This is a genomic window from Streptomyces sp. Z423-1 (genome assembly GCF_013009255.1).
Classification (GTDB): domain Bacteria; phylum Actinomycetota; class Actinomycetes; order Streptomycetales; family Streptomycetaceae; genus Streptomyces; species Streptomyces gossypiisoli.
The window spans coordinates 180,594-195,689 of record NZ_CP053109.1 but is presented as its reverse complement, the minus strand read 5'-3'; the positions used below and the strand labels follow the sequence as shown (position 1 = coordinate 195,689).

The 15,096-nt window shown below is 69.1% G+C and carries 10 protein-coding genes and 1 pseudogene; 3 read left to right on the top strand and 8 right to left on the bottom strand.

The annotated features are described in order from the left end of the window. Positions 1 to 96: 96 nt before the first annotated feature. The 5 genes from HJD23_RS00885 to HJD23_RS00870 all read right to left on the bottom strand — a co-directional run bounded on the left by HJD23_RS00885 (position 97) and on the right by HJD23_RS00870 (position 5,799). Entirely contained in the window at positions 97 to 1,530 is a 1,434-nt protein-coding gene (locus tag HJD23_RS00885) for a glycoside hydrolase family 43 protein (RefSeq protein ID WP_171110206.1), read from the bottom strand. A 353-nt stretch (positions 1,531 to 1,883) separates the two neighbouring features. Beyond that, positions 1,884 to 3,266, bottom strand: coding sequence for an alpha/beta hydrolase-fold protein (locus HJD23_RS00880; RefSeq protein ID WP_171110205.1), 1,383 nt, complete (start codon positions 3,264 to 3,266; stop codon positions 1,884 to 1,886). Positions 3,267 to 3,432: 166 nt separating this feature from the next. Beyond that, positions 3,433 to 4,113: a HupE/UreJ family protein gene (locus HJD23_RS43265; RefSeq protein ID WP_240980583.1), complete on the bottom strand. Its 681-nt coding sequence runs from the start codon at positions 4,111 to 4,113 to the stop codon at positions 3,433 to 3,435. Continuing rightward, positions 4,101 to 4,643 carry a hypothetical protein gene (locus tag HJD23_RS43260; RefSeq protein WP_240980582.1) on the bottom strand — a complete coding sequence of 181 codons (543 nt, stop codon included), beginning with the start codon at positions 4,641 to 4,643 and terminating at the stop codon, positions 4,101 to 4,103. Before HJD23_RS43260 ends, HJD23_RS43265 begins: the two co-directional genes overlap by 13 nt. 100 nt (positions 4,644 to 4,743) lie before the next feature. Then, positions 4,744 to 5,799, bottom strand: coding sequence for a DUF3500 domain-containing protein (locus tag HJD23_RS00870; protein WP_277347796.1), 1,056 nt, complete (start codon positions 5,797 to 5,799; stop codon positions 4,744 to 4,746). Positions 5,800 to 6,119: 320 nt separating this feature from the next. Here HJD23_RS00870 and HJD23_RS00865 point away from each other — a divergent pair, with 320 nt between their 5' ends. Both HJD23_RS00865 and HJD23_RS44630 read left to right on the top strand, forming a co-directional pair. After that, complete coding sequence (locus HJD23_RS00865; RefSeq protein WP_171110202.1) at positions 6,120 to 6,821, top strand: response regulator transcription factor; 702 nt, start codon at positions 6,120 to 6,122, stop codon at positions 6,819 to 6,821. Continuing rightward, entirely contained in the window at positions 6,818 to 8,632 is a 1,815-nt protein-coding gene (locus HJD23_RS44630; protein ID WP_269475840.1) for an ATP-binding protein, read from the top strand. The genes HJD23_RS00865 and HJD23_RS44630 overlap by 4 nt, the downstream gene beginning before the upstream one ends. A gap of 530 nt (positions 8,633 to 9,162) precedes the next feature. Here the strand turns inward: HJD23_RS44630 and HJD23_RS00855 are convergent. Beyond that, on the bottom strand, positions 9,163 to 10,641 hold the full coding sequence (locus HJD23_RS00855) for a ricin-type beta-trefoil lectin domain protein (protein WP_171110201.1): 1,479 nt from the start codon (positions 10,639 to 10,641) through the stop codon (positions 9,163 to 9,165). A 520-nt stretch (positions 10,642 to 11,161) separates the two neighbouring features. Then, positions 11,162 to 11,649, bottom strand: a pseudogene (locus HJD23_RS43245) (LacI family DNA-binding transcriptional regulator); the annotation flags it as partial. Between the two features lie 946 nt (positions 11,650 to 12,595). Here HJD23_RS43245 and HJD23_RS00845 point away from each other — a divergent pair. After that, positions 12,596 to 14,017: a family 43 glycosylhydrolase gene (locus tag HJD23_RS00845; protein ID WP_171111708.1), complete on the top strand. Its 1,422-nt coding sequence runs from the start codon at positions 12,596 to 12,598 to the stop codon at positions 14,015 to 14,017. A 257-nt stretch (positions 14,018 to 14,274) separates the two neighbouring features. On the opposite strand, the gene HJD23_RS43240 is transcribed toward HJD23_RS00845, so the two are convergent. Next, on the bottom strand, positions 14,275 to 14,835 hold the full coding sequence (locus HJD23_RS43240) for a hypothetical protein (RefSeq protein WP_240980960.1): 561 nt from the start codon (positions 14,833 to 14,835) through the stop codon (positions 14,275 to 14,277). Positions 14,836 to 15,096 lie beyond the last annotated feature (261 nt).

Genomic DNA, 15,096 nt, shown 5'->3' with positions numbered 1-15,096 from the left:
CTGACGCGGGGCGAGGTGAGCGGTCGTCGGTGAGCGGTACGGCCGACGGATGGCAGATGGAACGTGGCGGGGAGTGCGTCCGCGTCCCCGGCGGGGTCAGCTCGTCACGCGGAAGGTGGCGTCACTGCGCCCTGTCGCGGTGGTGATGGGGTCGAGCTTCAGTTGGTACGCGTAGTGCCGGATGTACCGGTCCGGGTAGTTGTACGACTGGAACGACGACCATGCCGAGTCGGCGAGCCCGGCGACCTGGCGGAAGCTGGCGTCCTCGGCGAACCGGGTGGTGCCGTCGTTGGAGGCCAGCTGGAAGTCGAAGTTGGCGTGGCGCAGGAAGTGGCCGGGGAAGTTCACCGACTCGAAGGAGACGGTCCCGGAGCCGGCCAGGCCGGGCCTGATCCGGAACTGGGCGTCCTGGGCGGGGCTGACGTTCGGGTCGATGCGCACGTCGTAGTTGGCGTGCCGTACGTACCGGTCCTGGAAGTTGAAGGACTGGAGCCGGTTGACCGCGGTGCTGGGCCAGCGGGCGAGCACGCGGCTCTCCTCGGCGGCCGTGAGGGTCAGGATCGAGCCGTGGCGCTTCTTGGTGCCGCCCAGGTCGTAGCTGCCCGACGCCGGAAGCTTGTAGGTGCCGGAGGCGGACGGGTCGGTCGTCGTGACCGGCATGTAACCGCGGCCCGCGGCGTACTGGTCGAGGTAGAGCGTCCACTCGTTACGGTCTCTGAACTTCATCCACATCGGACCCTCGACCTGGGAGCCGGTCAGGCCGATGCCGGAGAGGTTGCCGAGGTTGGTCCAGGTGCCGAGGATCGAGTTGCTGCCTTCGAGCGTGATCTGGCCGTCACCGGAGGCCCGTACGTAGCGGTAGTCGCCGACGCCGGACGGCAGCTCGACGATCTGGGTGTCGATGATTTCCTGGGTGCCGGGGCGCTCGATGTAGGTCTGCGGGGTGGTGATGGAGCGGAAGTCGCTGGTGCGGGCGTAGTAGATGCGGTGCTTCGTCGCGCCGTTGAGGGGCTTGTTCGTCGCCCAGTACAGGACGTAGTCGTTGGTGGCCGGGTTCCAGATCGCCTCCGGCGCCCACGCGTTGCGCCCGTCGGGGATAGCGCCGGCGACGTTGAGCAGCCACGGCTGCGACCAGGTGACCAGGTCCGTCGACTCCCATACGACGAGGTTGCGGCTGCCGTTGTTGATGGCGGTGTTCCAGTCCTGCCCGCAGCCGATGCACAGGTCGGTCGCGATGATCCAGTACTTGTCGTCGTTCGGGGAACGCACCAGGGCGGGGTCACGCACCCCGCGCGTGCCGACCGTGGAGCGCAGGGCTGCCCCGCCACCATTGAGGTCGGTCCAGTGCAGGCCGTCGGTGCTGTGCGAGAAGTAGATCTGCTGGCCGGTCGACCCCTCGCCGATGAAATGTGTCATCAGGTAGCCCGGGTCGGCGGCGGCGGCCCGCTGAGGCGTAGTCAGGACTTGGGACGTGAAGAGTAGGCAGGCGGCGACCAATACTGCCGCCAGCCGGGCTAGAAGCGCGGACAAGTGCGTCTCCTGTCTTTCTGCGGGTGCCACGTCGGGCCACAGCGGGAGTCCAGCGGGGCTGGAGGGAGGAGGAGGTATGGCGGAGCGCTACTCCAGACCCGCCTGAGGTTCGACATTTCGAACATTGTGCGTAACTTCGACCAGAAGATAGGATGTTGGACATGGGCGCGTCAATGGATCCGGCGATACTGGCTCCGGATCCTGTGATGTCGTCAGTTCCGTGCGCGAGGCCGGCGATCCGCCGTCATGGCGGAGGGCCGCGCGAACCCTTCCGGGGTCGCGCGGCCCTCTGGGCCGGTGCCGGGTGACCGAGGCGCCGGCCCTTCAGATGCCTGATCGGCTGCCTGTCTCGGTCACTTGTGCTGCTTGAAGATCCATTCGCGGATGCCTTCGATGTTGTAGGCGATCTTCCAGGTGTAGAGGTGGTTGTTGAGGGAGTTGTCCGTGACGCCGCTGGGGACGACCGTGCCCTTCTCGAAGGCGACGTAGTTGATGGAGGTCCTCTTGGCGACCATCTTCCTGACCCCGGCGGCGAATTCCTTCTGAGTGGAGGTGCCGTCCCAGACCGCGCGGGTGACCGTGGCTCCCTTCTCCTCCAGGGCGGCGGTGATGGCGTTCTGGCCGGGGTAGGCGCTCTCGTCGCCCTGGGAGACGGTGATCCACAGCTTGTCGTTCGCCATCGGGGCGACCAGGCTGGTGTCCCACTGGCCTGCGACGATGTAGGAGGCGGCGAACAGGTCGGGGTACTCGATGTCCATGACGATCGACATGATGGCGCCCATCGACTGACCGGTGGTGTAGAGGCGATCGGTGTCGATGCTGTAGGTCTCGGTGACGTTGTTGAGCAGGTTGACGGTGGTCTCGAGCCAACTGGTCACGGTGTAGCCGCCGTGGTCGTCGACGACCGCACTGGAGTACTGCGGTGCGAGGACGAAGGCCGGGCGCCTGGCCTGGTCCTGGGGGCTGGCCCAGCAGGTGGCGCCGTTGCCCTGGACGAGCGTGGTCAGGGGGTCGCTGCTGAGCACGGCGGCGTCGTGCATGAACAGCACCAGCGGGTACGACTTCCTCTCGTCGTAGCCCTTGGGCTTGTACAGGTTGTACTTCAGGGTGTTGCCGGTCGCGGGGTCCGTGAAGGACAGCTGCTCGAAGTCGTCGACGATCAGGTTCTTCACGGCGGTCGTAGTGACGCCGGTGGAGCTCGCCGGGTAGACGGTGCCCCGGGCGGTGGTGACGGCGCCCGCCTGAACCACGGTGGCCACCGCCTCCTTGATCTTCGGGCCCTGCTGCCCGCCGCCGGGGCCTCCGCCGCTCGGGGGTCCGCTGGGCGCGCCGCTCGGGGGGCCGCTCGGCGGGGTGCCGCCGCCGCTGGGGCCGCTGCTCTCCAACAGGGAGGCGGCCTCGTCGTCGGGGGACATCTCGACGATGACGTACCGGCCGCCGCGGCCCTTTCTGCTCGGGGTGGGCGAGGTGGTGGCGTACACCTTCGTGATGGTGCGGTCCGCGACCGTGAACGTCGTCGTGGACAACTTCGCGCTCCTGATGGGCGCGTCGTACTCCAGCGCGACGGCGGTGAGCTTCAGGCCGTCGCCGAAGACCTCGGTGATCGCGGTGGCACTCTTGATGTGCCCGCTGTCCGTCGACACCTCGTCGGCCGAGGCGGTCCCGTACGCCGCCACGCCTCCGACGACGGCCAGCGCGGCCCCTGCCGAGGTCGCTATGAATGCCCGCCTGTCCATTGTCCTTTGTCCTCCTGAGTCGATCAGTGATTTCGGTACACAGCCGAGGGAAACGGGCTGTGAGCTTGTTGGGGTGACGCCTTTACCCGCGGCCGCTCTCAGCCGCCGGGCAGGAGGCATTTCGCGGTTCCAGTGGCCACGGGCGCTCGGAGGCACGGCCATGACCTCATACCAGGTCGCCCTCGGTGCGCTCTGCCGCCACCTGTGGTGTCCGTGGTACGACCCGGTGGGCGACGACGGCCGACGCGGCGACCGTGGCGGCGACGAGCAGCGGATGCCCCACCAGCCAGCTCTGCACGCCCTCGAAGGGGTCGAGGGACGTGAGCGTGGCCCGTTCGAGCATCCAGGACACCGAGAACACCAGCCCGACGAGTGCCACGCCGACGCGGAACGCGGGATAGACGGCCGTGCGGGCCAGCGCGACCAGCGACGGCATCATCAGCGCCACGACGAGCAGTTGCGTCAGCTCGATGCCGAGGTTGAAGCCCAGCAGCGTGGTCACCAATGCCCCCCGGGTGAGGCCGAGTTCGCCGATGAGCGAGGCGAACGCCAGCCCGTGGACGAGTCCGAACCCGGCGGCGATGAGCACCTCGCCGCGGGCCACCAGCGGCCGGACGGCATGCACCGCGGACACCGCGATCGAGAAGGCGATCAGCGTTTCGACCGGTCTGGTCGGCAGGCTGATCACTCCGGTTGCCGCGAGTGCGAGCGTGAGCGAGTGGCCGACGGCGAACGCCGTGACGACGTGCACCACGCGGACGACGCTGTGTCGTGCCGACGGGGCCGCGCGCCATCGGCCGCCGACGGCCACCAAGGGGGCGGGGATGAGCAGCATCAGCAGGAACAACAGATGGTCCGCACCCTCGCCGACGTGCTCGACGCCCAGGCCGGCGGTGGTGGCGAAACCGCGCAGCCATGAGCCCTCTCCGCGGGAACCTCAAGGCTCTTGGTCGAGAAGTCGAAGACCCCGAGGGTCTCGGCGTCGTCGGTCCTGAGGATGCCGCGGCCGAAGTCGTACCGGACGGTGGCGATGACCTTGTGGGTGAGGAGTTCCTCGACGATGACGTCGTAGCGCAGGTCGAAGTCGGTGACGGTCCCGTCGGGCGGTCGGATCGTGAGCGGGTAGACGAGGTGTGCCGTCCCGTCGATCGTCCGCACCGTACCCGTACCGAGCGTGACCTGCCAGGGACGGGCGTCCTCGCCCACGGCACCGATGTGCCCGGCCGTGTAGCGCGCGAGAAACGTCCGGTCGGTGCCGAGGACGCTGTCGCGGGTGAGGTCGCGGTGGACGGCGACGGCGAGCCGGTCGACGGGCAGCTGAACCTCCCCTTCGACCCGGTCGTCGCGGATGTCGAGGAGGACGGCCGAGGTGCTCATCGGATGGGCGCCGGCTAAGGGCACGGGACCGCAGACCAGCACGAGTGCCGCGAGAACGAGGGGGAGCAGGAGACGGCGCACCGGAGCAGTTCCCGCCCTGTCATTTCCAGCCGTAGTCGGCGGTCTCGTCGCGGAAGATGGTGTGCTGGTGGACGCCGTCGAGCACAATGCCGCCCTGGTTGGAGAACTCGATCCAGACAGCCGGGCCGTCGACTCGGACGTACGTCTCCTCGTTGTCGATGTCCGTCGCGCCGCTCCAGCCGAGATACGTCTCGTCGTACGCGGAGACGTACTCGGCGACGAGCGCCTCGGCGGCCTCCTCGTCCAGGTCGTCCACCCAGGTGCGGATCATCGCGGTGACCTTGTCCTGCTGCTCCTGACTGAGGTCGCCGACGACGACGCCCTCGGGGTCCGGGAAGGGACCGTCGTTGCCGGGACCGAGCAGCAGGTCGTCGAAGCTGCCGCTGATCTCGGCCTTCGCCAGCTCGCTTTCGCTCAGCGAGGCGATGGCCGCCATGGTGGTGTCCCGCTTGTCGTTCAGCGGGGCGTACGACGTGCCGTTCAGCTCGAACGTCTGCGGCTCGATGGCGGTCAGGGTGGGGGAGAGGCTGACGTCGTCCTTGTAATAGGTGATGTTGTACGCCGCGTGGTGGCCGCCGAACTCGACCATGAACTGCTCGGTCTCGCTGGGCTCGCCGAAGAACGCCAGGTAGTACTTGTCCGAGCTGTACTCGTCGCCGCCACCGGGCCCCCTTCCGCCGCCGGACGCCTGCGCCTGGGCGAGGTAGTCGTCCGCGGCGCGGATGTCCTGGAGCTCCTTGTAGCCCTGGTCGCTGAGGGCGGCCTCCATGACCTTCAGCGCGGCGGCCTTCTGGTCGTCGTCGAGGGCGGCGAACTCGATGCCGTTGCGCTTGACGCCGCCGGTCGGGAAGTTCGACCAGCCCGTCGTCTTGGCGTCGTCGTCGAAGTCGTAGAGCGCGGTGTCCTTCTCGTCGTCGGAGAGTGTCTTCAGGAAGGCGTCGGCGGCGGCCACGACCTCGACGGTGTTCGCCTTTCCGGCGCCGGTGCTCGTGGTCGCGCCCTGGCTGGAGGCAGTCGTCTCCGACGACGAGGACCCGGAGTCGCCGGAGCCGCAGCCGGCGAGGCCGAGGCCCAGGCCGAGGCACGCGACCAGGGCGACGGACCGGCGCGCGCGTGACCGCTCTCCGCCCTCCCGGCGTGCCGGCGATACCGGGGTGGTGGAAGCGGCCGGGAAAGGACGACGGTGGACATGGATCTCCTGGAGCGGTTCAGATGGGAGCCCTCATCGTGGGTGAGGCGCCTGTGACGTCCATAGGAGGACCATGGGAGTTCGGTAAAGTCCGGGCGTCTGTGCTGGCGGGAGCCGAGAGACACAGGGCCCGGTCAAGCCGAACTGATAATCGTTACTCGCAGGTTCGTCTGAGATCACCGCGAGCGGTGGGTCATCATGAGGGCGTGCTGAACCGCGTCCTCATCGCCGACGACGACCGTGCGATCCGTGAATCCCTTGCCCGGGCACTGGAGCTGGAGGGATACGACGTCGTCACCGCCGCCGACGGGGTGGAGGCGCTGAGTCAAGCCCGTCGGGGCTCCTTCAGCGCACTGGTGGTCGACGTCGTGATGCCGCATGTCGACGGCATGGCCGTGTGCCGTGTGCTGCGAGCCGACGGTGACCGCACCCCCGTGTTGCTCCTCACCGCGCGGACCAGGATTCCGGATCGGGTCGCCGGCCTGGACGCGGGCGCCGACGACTATCTGCCCAAGCCCTTCCGGGTTCCGGAGCTGCTGGCCCGGCTGCGGGCCTTGCAGCGCCGGGCCGCGCTGGCACCGGCGGATCAAGAGGCCGAGCCGGCCGGAGCCGCTCTGTGGATCGCGTCCCTGCGCATCGAGCCGGGCGCTCGGCGCGTCTGGTGGGCCGGCAAGGAGGTGGAGCTGTCCAAGACCGAGTTCGACCTGCTGGAGCTGTTGGTGCGCAACGAGGGCATCGTGCTGGACCACTTGACGATCTACCACCGCATATGGGGCTACGACTGCGGGCCGCACGCGAACAATCTGGCCTGCTACGTCAGCTATCTGCGGCGCAAACTCACCGCCGTCGGCGCGCCCGAACTCATCCACACGGTGCGTGGTGTGGGATACGCGGTGCGGTTGCCATGAGTCTGCGCGCGCGGTTCACGCTGTCGTTCGCCGTGGCCGGCACCCTGGTGGCGGCGTTCGTCGGTGTGCTCAACTACTGGGCCGCCTCCGAGCAGGTCATCGCGCAGGCCAATCGGACGCTGAGGCTGGTCACGATGGCGGTGGCCGACGAGCAGAACAGGTCGCACCACCTCAGCGATACGGACACGGGGGGACAGGTGCCCGCCCCCGGCCGTGATCGGCTCGGCGCGGTCGACGACGGGGCGGAACAGGCGATCGTGCAGGTCGTGGCCCAGGACGGCAAGGTCACTCATCTGGGCGGCCCGGACGTGGCACTACCGGTGTCCGACTCCGTACGCGCTCTCGCCGCCTCCGGCGCGCCCGGGCAGGGGGAACAGATCACCGAGATCGTCGTGAACGGCGACACCTACTGTCAGCGGACCGTCGCGCTGGGGGAGGGCCGCGGAGCCCTGCAGGCGGCCGTCCCGATCGGCCCGACACGCGACGTGCTGGAGAGCATGGCCAAGGAGATCGCGGGGGGCGCACTCGCGGTCGTGCTCGCCGCGTCCGTCGTGGGCTGGCTGCTCGCACGATGCATCACGCGGCGCCTGGTGCGGCTGGCGAGGGCTGCGGAGGAAGTCAGCGATGACTGGCGCGTCGCCCGGGATGTCTCGGTGGAGGGTAGGGACGAAGTCGGGCGGCTCGCGGTGTCGTTCAACAAGATGATCGGCCGCCTCGCAGCCTCCCGCGAGGCACAGGAGAGGCTGGTGGAGGATGCCGCCCACGAGCTTCGCACTCCGCTGACCAGTCTGAGTACCAACGCGAGTGTGCTGCGCCGCGTCGACGAGCTCGCCCCGCACGCCCGTGCACGGCTTCTGGACGATGTCGAGGGCGAGATGTGCGAGTTGAGCCACCTGGTCGACGAGCTCGTCGAACTCGCCCTCTCCCGGAACCGCGACGAAGCCGCAGAGCCCGTCGAATTGGCCTCGGTGGCCCGCCGCGCCGCACGCCGTGTGTACCGGCGCACGGGCCGACTGGTGCAGATCGACGCCGACGGCTCGGTCGTCCTCGGGCGCGGCCAAGGTCTCGAACGCGCCGTCGGCAACCTGCTGGAGAACGCCGCCAAGTTCGACAGTGACGGCGCGGAGCCCATCACGGTGCGCATCCACAAGGGCAGGACCACCGTCTCCGATCGCGGCCCGGGTATCGCCGCCGCCGACGCGGCCCGTGTGTTCGACCGCTTCTACCGCGCCGACACCGCTCGCGGCCTGCCCGGGTCCGGACTCGGCCTGGCCATCGTCCGCGACGTCGCCGAGACCCACGGCGGCACCGTCTTCGCTGAGACCCGACCCGGCGGCGGGGCCTCGGTCGGGTTCACCGTGAGCAGCTCCCTGCTGCTGCCGGGCGGTGCTCCGGATGCCGCCGAGGCGCTCCATGCCGTCCCGTCCGGTGGGCCGGCGGCGCCTGCTGTCGTCGAGGTCGGGCAGCAGGAACAGAGCTCCGCGCGTCACGGGCCAGCACTCCTGCCCAGCCCGGTCGGAGGCACGGAACGGTCAGACAACCGTCAGGGAGCAGGCGAAGCCCGCAGCCGGCACGGCGGCCGCCGTGCCGGCTGCTCGACCGATGTCGGGCCAGGCCGCCTTGAACCGGTGGGTCAGGCGGCCGATGCCGGGCAGGGTGACAGCGATGAACGGCAGCTAGGCGATCCGGGCGAGGCGCCGGACGGCGGTGTCCGGGGGTGTGGTGAGCCCGGGGACGCTGAGGAGCGAGCCGGGAACGGCCGGCGTGAGCAGGGCCGTCCGGTGCCAGCAGAAGATCGTCATCGCGGATAGGCTGACGGCCACGACCCGCGCGGTGACCCGCGCCAGGTGTCCGTTCGCACGCGGGCCGCGCAGCCTGGCTCTCTGATCTCGCCCACCTTGCATGGCTGTTTGGTGCCGCGGTGGTGGGCCCCACAGGTTGACGGCCGCGCCGTTGGTGGTAGAGGCAGCCGGCCAGGGTGGTCCAGTTCCAGTTCCAGTTCCAGGTCTGCGGCGCGTTCGCAGCGGCAACGCCGGCCTTCAGCAGCGACCAGGAGCGGTGTCGGACAAGCACAGGTGGTAGGCCCTCAGGCCGATGTTGAAGTCAGGAGGGTCGGGGACTGGGAACGGAGCGTCAGCAACCGCGCCGGTCCCCGACCCTATTCAGCCTCGGCCGGGTTCAGGTGAAGCGAATACGGCCCCTGTTGCTGCGACAGGTCGGTGGACCACACGTGCAGGCTGCCGCCGGGCAAGCGGTTGCGCGCAGATACGGGTGATTGGGGTCACCGGCCGAACAGGAGTACGCCTGCCACCCTGGGTCAAGTGATGTCCAGTGGGGCCTATCAGGCGATCTGCCACTTCTGGTTGGTGCCGCCCCAGCAGGACCAGAGCTGCACCTTGGACGTGGACTGGTTCACGTCCAGGCAGAGGCCGGACTCGACGCCGCGGACCGTGCCGTCGGAGTAGAAGGTCCACTTCTGGTTGTCCTGGCCGTTGCAGTCGTAGATGACGACCTTGGTGCCGTTGGCCGTGCCGTTGCCCAGGGCGTCCAGGCACTTGGCTCCGCCGAAGACGGTGATCTGTCCGGTGGCGGTTCTGGTCCACTGCTGGTGTGTCGCGCCGGTGCAGTTCCAGATCTGGACCTGGGTGGTGTTCTGCTGGGTGCCTCCGGGGATGTCGAGGCAGCCCGGGACGCCGACGCTCTTCAGCGTGGTGAGCGGTGTGCGAGGGGCGAGACCCCAGAGGTACTTGAGCCGGTCCATCTGGGTGGGGTTGCGCACGCTCAGCGTCAGGTCGGTGCCGCTGCCGTGCAGGGCGTAGAGGGAGTACCAGTCGTAGTCGGGCCGCATGGTGTGCTTGCCGCCGAGGGCCGGCCAGTAGGTCGAGCCCATGCCGAGATCGTGGGCCGTGTCGATGACCGCGCGCATGTAGAGGACGAAGTTGTCCGAGCTGCCCGCCTGGTTGTAGTCGCGGCCGTCGTCCATCGGGCCGCCGAACTCGTCCAGGATGGTGCGCGAACCGCAGGAGCCGATCTTGCTCTTGAACAGGGACACCCACTCGGCGTAGGACCTGGGGGTGTGGCTGAACGCGTAGAAGTGGAGCGACACGTAGGTCCCGTCCAGACGGCTGTCGCCGCACACCGTGGTGACGTCCTCGTTGAAGCCGCTGCCGCTGACGACTATCCGGTTCCTGGGGACCGACGGGTAGCGCGCGATCCAGGCGGCGGCGACGTCGGCCCACTGGGCGGCGGTGTAGCCGCGGGGCTCGTTGAACGACTCGAAGAGGACCAGGGGATTGGACGCGTACTTGGCGACGACCGGGTCCCACATCGCGTTGAAGGCGGCGGTGTCGTCGACCTTGCCGTTGGGGGACTCCTCCCAGTAGCCCAGGATCACCTTCATGCCCTTGGCCGTCGCGGCGTCGATGGCTCCGGTGTAGGCGTCGCCCCATGTAGTACCGGGCACGGAGTACTTGTTGATCGGCAGCCGGACGGTGTTGGCGCCGCTGTGCTGGAAGCCGGTGAGGATGGCGTCGGCCTTCGCCCTGACGGTCGCGTAGCTGTCGGACACGCTCAGGCCCTCGGGGACTACGGGGGCGTTGACGAAGCTGTCTCCGGGGCGGGCCCAGTTGACGCCGCCGAACTGGGCGGCGTTCAACGGGTCCGCCGCGCCGGCCGGCGACGCGCCGGACAGCACGCCGGCGGGTATGGCGACCAGCGTGGTCAGTGCGGCCGCCAACACCCGGCGCAGCACACGCCTTTGCCCGGGACGTCTTTCGGAGCGGGCGTCGCGGGCGGTGCGGGTGGGACAGGAGCGGAACATGGTCTTCCTCTCGGGACGGGCTGCCGTGGCAGCCGTTGTTCAGACGGCTCGCTGTGGCCCTCGCCGATGTGGCGAAGGTGGCTGTCGGGCTGTCTGCGGCTCGTGAACGGAGGTGGCCTCAGAGGGGTGCGACGTGGGGGCCGACGCCGCACGGCAGTTGCGTCGGACGAGGCACGGATCGGCGCCGGGTGAGAGCGACGTAGGGCGAACCGCGCAGCGTCGGGGCCGGGGCGGCGGATCGGCGGTCGCCGTCACGAGGGCGGCCGCCAGAACCGAGTGGTCGTGGACCCGACGAGGTCCCACGGCCGGTGGCCGACGTTCGTCGATGTGTGTGCTCGTCGGCGAGCGGTCCGCCGCCCGTCAGCTCTTGCCGAGCAGGCGCCAGATCTGGTTTGCGCTTGTTGGTCGGTTCGCTCACGCTGTCGCGTGTCCACCGGTAGATCTTGGCGCCGGGCGCGGTCGAGATCTCGCCGGCGTCGACGCGCTTGCCGCTGTGGACGGTGGCCGGCCGGCAGTCTTTGACGAAGGCGACCCTGTGGTGGCCCAGGTCCGCGCTGGTGGACACATGCCTCCACCAGCGCGGTGTGGTCCAGGCCGACCGACCGGGTACCTTCCGGCCGCGCGGTGCGTCCGGTGGCGACGAAGGTGAATCCCACCGCGCTCAAAGTTCCACCCGGTCGCCCTCCGGGCGGAGCTCCATCAGGATCGCGCTGGCCACCCGGCGCTCGCCCAGCAGCCGCTGGAACGAGCGGCCTCGACGACGCTGCCGATGAAGGCCGACCACATGCCGGTGCAGTGGTTGCCGGCCGGCGGGAAGACCGGACCCATGGTGCTGGTCAGGCCGTTGGCAAAGGCCCGCGTACGGGCGTTGGGCCGGTGGCCCAGCTCGTCGATGACCCGCTGGATCTTCTGATGGGTGTCCTCCGGCACCGGACGCTCGCCGCTCAACGTGACGGACACTGTGCTGCGGGACACACCTGCCCGCTTGGCGATCTCACCGATGTTCACGGGACTCCTTGCTCGAACTGCTTGAAGCCCTCGAACCGCTTCAAGCAGTCCGACAGCCCTGGGGGAAGGGGCTGAGGCGCACCGACTGTCGAACCGGTTCGCGTGAAGTGAAGTTAGGAGGGCCCTTGGATGGCTGTCAATGCCTGCAACCGAACTCTTTTGACGAACAAGAGACTTGGCGCGGGGCACTGCCGCGCAATGTGCCCGGTGACGCCTTCTCCGGGCCGGTTCGGCCGGACACTGCGTGCGCATCTGGACACTGCGTGCGCATCTCGACGGGCAGGCTCTCCTCCGCGTCGTCATCACGCGGAATTGCGGGTACTGCCACGCCGTCGAAGAGGAACCCGAAGCGGCCAGGGCGAGCCGAGTTCAAGCCGGGATGTCCTGTCCGACCCAGATGATCTTTTCGCCGGCCGTACAGACAGCGCCCTCACCGGTCGGCACATGGCACCTTCAGCGCCGACCGTCGGCAGGCCGGGATGATCGTCGTTCGACACTGTCGTCGGCGTCGTCACTCACCTGCCCGAACCGCGCCCTGGCACGGCGACCACCTTCATCCGGACGAAAGGACGACACCGGGTCGCCGCCCCTCGCACCCGGTCGGCACGAGGTCAGCGCGGGGTGGGCGTGCCAGGCGGCGCCTGCGGACACCACCACCATCGGGTCGGCGGTGCCCCGTCCACCTCCGCGCCCGACCGAGCGCGGCAGGAACGCCGGAGCCGCCTCCGGACCTGGCCGGTGACCCGGCACCGGAAAGCACCTGTGACAGAAGCGTTGACTGGGCCGCGTGAGGAACTTATCTTCTGGCCGAGATCACGAACTCTGTTCGAAATCACGACCAATGTCCTCGGTGCCTCCTCGCCCCTCCATCCAGCTCCAGCCCCAAAGGTTTCCAAGGGAGTAAACCGTGAGGCCTGCACTCACCCGTCGGACGGTTCTCGGCTTGATGGCCGGATCCGCCGCCACCACCTTCACCGGCGTCGCGGCCGGTACCGCCCACGCCGCGGTGCCCGCGTCACCCGGTGTGACCTACACGAACACCATCGCCGAGCAGCGGGCCGACCCGCACATCTGGAAGCACACCGACGGCTTCTACTACTTCACCGCCACGGTGCCGGCGTACGACCGCATCGTGCTGCGCCGTGCCACCACGATCCAGGGACTCTCCTCAGCCGCCGAGACGACCATCTGGACCAAGCACGCCAGCGGCACGATGGGCGCCCACATCTGGGCTCCGGAAATCCACTTCATCGACGGCAAGTGGTACATCTACTTCGCCGCCGGCGACGCCAACAACGTCTGGAAGATCCGGCCGTACGTCCTGGAGTGCACCGCCGCGAACCCGATCACGGGGACCTGGACGGAGAAGGGCCGCATCGCCCTGCCGCTCGACACCTTCTCCCTGGACGCGACGACCTTCGCCGTGAACGGCACCCGCTACCTCGCCTGGGCGCAGAACGACCCGGCCGTCGGATCCGGCACCAACATCTACATGGCGCAGATGTCCAGCCCATGGACCATCACCGGCACCCCGGTCATGCTCAGCCGGCCGACCGCCTCGTGGGAGACCGCCGGAGGCCAGACGGTCAACGAGGGCCCGGCCGTCATCCAGCGCAACGGCAAGGTCTTCATGACCTTCTCGGCCAGCGCCACCGACGCCAACTACTGCATGGGCCTGCTGACCGCCTCTGCGTCGGCCGATCTGCTCAACGCCTCGTCCTGGGCCAAGTCCGCCGGCCCGGTCTTCGCCAGCAACGCCGCCACCAGCCAGTACGGCCCCGGCCACAACCAGTTCACGGTCTCCGAGGACGGCAAGTCCGACATCCTCGTCTACCACGACCGCAGCTACAAGGACATCAGCGGCGACCCGCTGAGCGACCCCAACCGCCGCACCCGCGTCCAGAAGATCTACTGGAAGGCCGACGGCACCCCCGACTTCGGCATCCCGGTCGCCGACGGTCTCACCCCCGTCCGGCTCTCCTCGTACAACTTCCCCGACCGTTTCATCCGGCACTGGGAGTTCCGCGCGAGGATCGAGGCGAACGTCTCCCCTCTGGCCGACTCGCAGTTCCGCGTCGTCACCGGTCTCGCCGGCAGCGGAACCGTCTCCCTGGAGTCGGCCAACTTCCCCGGCTACTTCCTGCGCCACAAGAACTTCGAGGTGTGGGTGGAGAAGAACGACGGGACGGCGCAGTTCGCCGGTGACGCCTCCTTCACCGCCCGGGCCGGCCTCGCGGACTCCGCCGGAATCTCCTACGAGTCCTACAACTTCCCGGGCCGCTACATCCGCCACTACAACTACCTGCTGAACATCCAGGCTCCCAGCACGGCGACCGACCGGGCCGACGCCACCTTCTACACACAGTGAGTCCGACGTGATACCTCCGGGGGCCTGGCTACTGCCCAGCCCCCGGCGGGTACGGGGCAGGTCCGGAGGGGCACCGTGTGCACGCACACGTCTCCGAGACAGCCGTCGGCCACCAGCCCGGTCCAGCACGTGCACGGCACTGGTGCGGCTCGCCGGGGTTCGGTCTCCGACGCCGGGTGTGTCCGGAACCACCTGGTCAGAGTCTGTGCGTCGTGAGTGCCGATCCGGCGCGCGGCGAGTTGTGCCGCACCGTCCGCTCATGCATCGCTCACGCAGAAGATGCCGCTGACCAGAGCGTTTGCTCCTGCTGCCTCCAAGTTTCGCCTGTCCGTTCCCCTTCGAGTAGCCCTCTTCACCGGGCGCTGGGTGTATCGACGGCAGGATTCGAACCCCTGCGACACCCGCTTCAGGCGTGGGATCGAGTTCTTGCCAGGGGGTGCCTGGCACTGCCGCACGGCGCTGTTTCCCCTGGTCAGAACTGCGCGTGGGCACCGGACGGCATCCGGCTGATCGAGTCCGCCCGCCGCCTGCACGAGCAGACCCTCGCACAGCGCGCCGTCGGCCGGTCGGCCGGCCAGACGGCGGAGGCCGCAGCGCCCGCCGCGTGACCGTCGCGGCGAAGCCCGGCCACGGACAGGAACCTTGCGCGATCGGTCACCGCGACCTGGATCCACGTCCTGGTCGACCGCCGCGCTCAGGAGCCACACCGCGAACGCGGAGTCGACGCCCTCGAACCGGAGCACCGCGGTCGATGCCGGGAACCCGTCCGGAACGTCGAACGCGCGGCGGTACTCGCCGGTCGGGTTCTGCCGGGGCACCCGCGGCGGGTCGACCGGGAACGGGTACAGGATGTTGGTGTAGGCCGGGGGCACCGTAGCGCCGCTCGCCGGGCAGGCCGGTCATCTGCCAGCAGGGCGGCACGGCGAGCAGGTCCCAGGCGGTGTCGTCGAAGTCCGGCGCGGCGAAGTCCCCGGTGAGGTCGTCCAGCCCTGACGCCAGCCGCAATCTCCAGTCGCCGTCGAGCGCGATCGTGGGCAGGTCGGAAGCGAACGCGGCGCGCGGCCGCAGCCGTCCGGTGC

Coding starts and splice junctions, on each gene's coding strand:
- HJD23_RS00880 (WP_171110205.1), bottom strand. CDS start 3,266: ATGGACAGGCGGGCATTCATAGCGACCTCGGCAGGGGCCGCGCTGGCC.
- HJD23_RS43260 (WP_240980582.1), bottom strand. CDS start 4,643: ATGAGCACCTCGGCCGTCCTCCTCGACATCCGCGACGACCGGGTCGAA.
- HJD23_RS44630 (WP_269475840.1), top strand. CDS start 6,818: ATGAGTCTGCGCGCGCGGTTCACGCTGTCGTTCGCCGTGGCCGGCACC.
- HJD23_RS00855 (WP_171110201.1), bottom strand. CDS start 10,641: ATGTTCCGCTCCTGTCCCACCCGCACCGCCCGCGACGCCCGCTCCGAA.
- HJD23_RS00845 (WP_171111708.1), top strand. CDS start 12,596: ATGGCCGGATCCGCCGCCACCACCTTCACCGGCGTCGCGGCCGGTACC.